Here is a 3,218-nt window from a genome sequence, read left to right on the forward strand (position 1 = left end):
ACTTCACATTATCAAACGGGATATCGGGCATTATGCCGTGACCAAGGTTAAAAATAAAGCCATTTTCGCCCCTCATTCGCTCAAAAAGGCGATGAATTCGGCTTTTAATGACCGATTTATCGGCATATAAAATATGCGGGTCAAGGTTACCTTGTACGGCGATGTTTTTTGGCAAGCGGTTCTTTATATCCAGCAGGTCGACATTCCAGTCGATAGATATTACATCCGGTTTGGCCTCGGCCATTAATGGTGCAAATACCGAGCTGCCTTTACAGAACGATATCACCGGGATATCCTTCCTGTTTAGTTTACTGATGATCTCAACAATATAACGGTGCGAAAATTCGGTATAATCATCCCATGATAAAGCCTGCGCCCAACTGTCAAATATCTGCACGGCATTAACCCCGGCTGCAATTTGCAGGTTTAGGTAATCGGTAGTAACGGTAGCAATTTTTGATAAAAGCTGGTGCGCCATTTCCGGGTGGTTATGCAGCATCAGCTTGGTCAGCTTAAAATCTTTTGAAGATCCGCCCTCAACCAAATAACTCATTACCGTAAAAGGTGCGCCTGCAAAACCTATCAGCGGGATGCTGCCATTTAAACGCTGCTGAATTACTTTTATAGCGTCGGCCACGTATTGCAGCTTGTCGCCTACATTGGTTTGCAGGTTATCAATATCAGCCTGTTTACGCACGGGGTTGGCAAACTTAGGGCCTACGCCTTGTGTGAAGCTTAAGTCGCCGCCCATGGCTTCGCCGGTAACCAATATATCTGAAAATAAGATAGCAGCATCAATACCCAGCAAATCAACCGGCAACATGGTAACATCGGCAGCCAGCTCGGGGGTTTTGCACATCTCCAGGAAAGAATATTTATTCTTGATCTCCCAATACTCGGGCATAAAACGGCCTGCCTGGCGCATCATCCATACGGGTGGTCGTTCTGTTTTCTCTGAAAATGCGGCTTTTAAAAATAACGAATCTTTCATAAATCTTGTAGAAGCTCCATACCTGGCGCCTCTGTACGGTTTGTGTATTTGATAAAGACGCGAAGTATCGCGGCTCTACGGCTATTTGTGTTTCTTTAGTTCCTGCTCAACCTTTTGGATAACATCCTTCATTTTGGCAGTTATATTGTCTTTATGTTTTTCGGTAAGTTGCAGGTATGCCCTGGCTTTTTCGTAGTTACCGTTACGTACGTTTATGTTTGCCACATGCACCAACGCGGCCACATGGTCGTTAGCGCTTCGCAGCGGATATAAGGCTGCCAATTCATAATGCTGTTCGGCTTCGGCATACTCGCGTTTCTGCAGGCATACGCCACCGTATATAAACTCGTAAAATCCGCGTCGCCTTTTGCTTAACCATTCTGGTTTGGGCACCTGCCTTAGCAGATTTTCTGCCTTATCATAATCCTTTTGATGGAAAGCCTTGGCTGCCAGCACAATGGTACCCTGTTTAAAATAGCCCCATATCAGAAACCCGATAAACATTACACACACCGCGGCCAGTTCATAAACCTTTAGTTTAAGTATAACGGCCAGCAGTATTACAAAAAGCCCGGTTACTAATATTCGTGCCCTGTTTGTAAACATTAATTAGTGCTGGTTATCTGTAAACTTATAACCCACACCGCGGATAGAATGGAAAAACACCGGGTTTTTAGGGTCTGGTTCAAAATATTTACGGAAGGTAAGAATGAAGTTATCAATGGTACGGGTTGATGGGTACACATCATAATTCCAAACAGTTTCCAGGATCTGCTCGCGCGATACAGCTTCGTTACGGCGCTCTATCAACAGCTTCAACAGCATGGTTTCTTTTTTAGTAAGCGGGGTAACGCTTTCATCACCATTAACCAATTCGAACGAGTTAAAGTGGATGGTTTTATCACCAATTTTATAGCTGTTAAACTCTTTCAGGTCTTCTCCCTTAAGGCTGCGTTTTACCAGATTGTTTACACGCAGTATCAGCTCTTCCAGGTTAAAAGGTTTGGTCAGGTAATCATCAGCACCCTTTTTAAGGCCCGATATTTTATCCTCGTTGGTGTTTTTGGCAGTAAGGAACATAATTGGTACCTCAGAGTTTTCTAACCTTATGGTTTCTGCAACCACAAAGCCATCAATTTCGGGCATCATAACATCCAGTATTACCAGGTTAAAACGCTCTTCCTTAAATATTTGAAGGGCTTTTTTACCATTGTTTGCTGTAGAAACTTTATAACCTTCCAGCTCCAGGTTTAACTTAATGGCTTCTAACAAATGGTCTTCGTCTTCGGCTAATAAAATTCTTTTTTTGTTTGGCATGATCTATAATTTAGGTTAATGCAAATACTACTTCAAAAACACTACCGGCAGGGCGGTTATCTTTCACTTTAATACTGGCCTGGTGCTTATCTAATACTTCTTTTACGATGTATAAACCCAACCCTGTTCCTTTTGTGTTACGTGTATCTTCGCTGCCTACACGGTAAAACTTATCAAAAATACGCGGCTTCTCACTATCCGCAATACCTATGCCATGGTCTGCCACCTGAAAGTAAACTCTTCCTTCTTTTTCAAAAAGCTTAACGTTCACTGTTTCGCACGGACTTGAATATTTTACGGCGTTCTCTACCAGATTGGTTACTACCGATGTTAAGGCGAACTTGTCGCCTATTATTTCAATTTTAGGTTCAATTTCGGCGTTAATGATCTGCTGGTTGCAATCGCACTTGCTTATTTGCAGGCGGTTTACAATGCTATCTACCAAAACCGACATATTAAATTTAGCCTTAGGGAAAGTATATGAGCGGTTATCAATTTTTGATGCCAGCAGCATATTCTCTACCATATCATCCAGGCGCTCTACATCCAGCAGAGATTTATCAATGAAGTTTAACACCTGCGCTTTAGTAAGGTCACGTTTCTGGATGGTTTGCAGTAATATTTTTATTGATGCCAGGGGCGATTTTAATTCGTGGGTTACCGATAACAGGAAGTTCTTTTTTTGTTCCTGTAGCTTTTGCTCGCGGTTGATGGATTTATGCAGGAAATAGGCCCCTACTAAAAACACCATTACAAACATGGAGCCTTCGCCCAGTATCATTCCCTTACGGCTGGGATTTAGATGAACCAGCATATATCCCCACCACACCAGTTCCGCAACGGCGTAAATGATAATGGCATAAAATATAACAAGCGATTTTTTCATAATTACTTCAAGTTTGCAGTTGGA

The 3,218-nt window shown here is 42.4% G+C and carries 4 protein-coding genes; all 4 read right to left on the reverse strand.

Annotation, left to right across the window (positions count from 1 at the left end):
* A partial coding sequence (gene hemE / locus JWQ85_RS01265; RefSeq protein ID WP_299462721.1) for a uroporphyrinogen decarboxylase occupies positions 1 to 991 on the reverse strand: 991 nt, incomplete at its 3' end.
* Positions 992 to 1,072: 81 nt separating this feature from the next.
* The gene (locus JWQ85_RS01270; protein WP_299462724.1) at positions 1,073 to 1,597 is read right to left on the reverse strand and encodes a tetratricopeptide repeat protein; all 525 of its coding nucleotides are present in this window, start codon (positions 1,595 to 1,597) and stop codon (positions 1,073 to 1,075) included.
* A gap of 3 nt (positions 1,598 to 1,600) precedes the next feature.
* The gene (locus JWQ85_RS01275; RefSeq protein WP_299462727.1) at positions 1,601 to 2,308 is read right to left on the reverse strand and encodes a response regulator transcription factor; all 708 of its coding nucleotides are present in this window, start codon (positions 2,306 to 2,308) and stop codon (positions 1,601 to 1,603) included.
* 10 nt (positions 2,309 to 2,318) lie between these two features.
* A partial coding sequence (locus JWQ85_RS01280) for a sensor histidine kinase (RefSeq protein ID WP_367186173.1) occupies positions 2,319 to 3,218 on the reverse strand: 900 nt, incomplete at its 5' end.

The organism is Mucilaginibacter sp. (genome assembly GCF_028288105.1).
In the GTDB taxonomy this organism is placed as follows: domain Bacteria; phylum Bacteroidota; class Bacteroidia; order Sphingobacteriales; family Sphingobacteriaceae; genus Mucilaginibacter.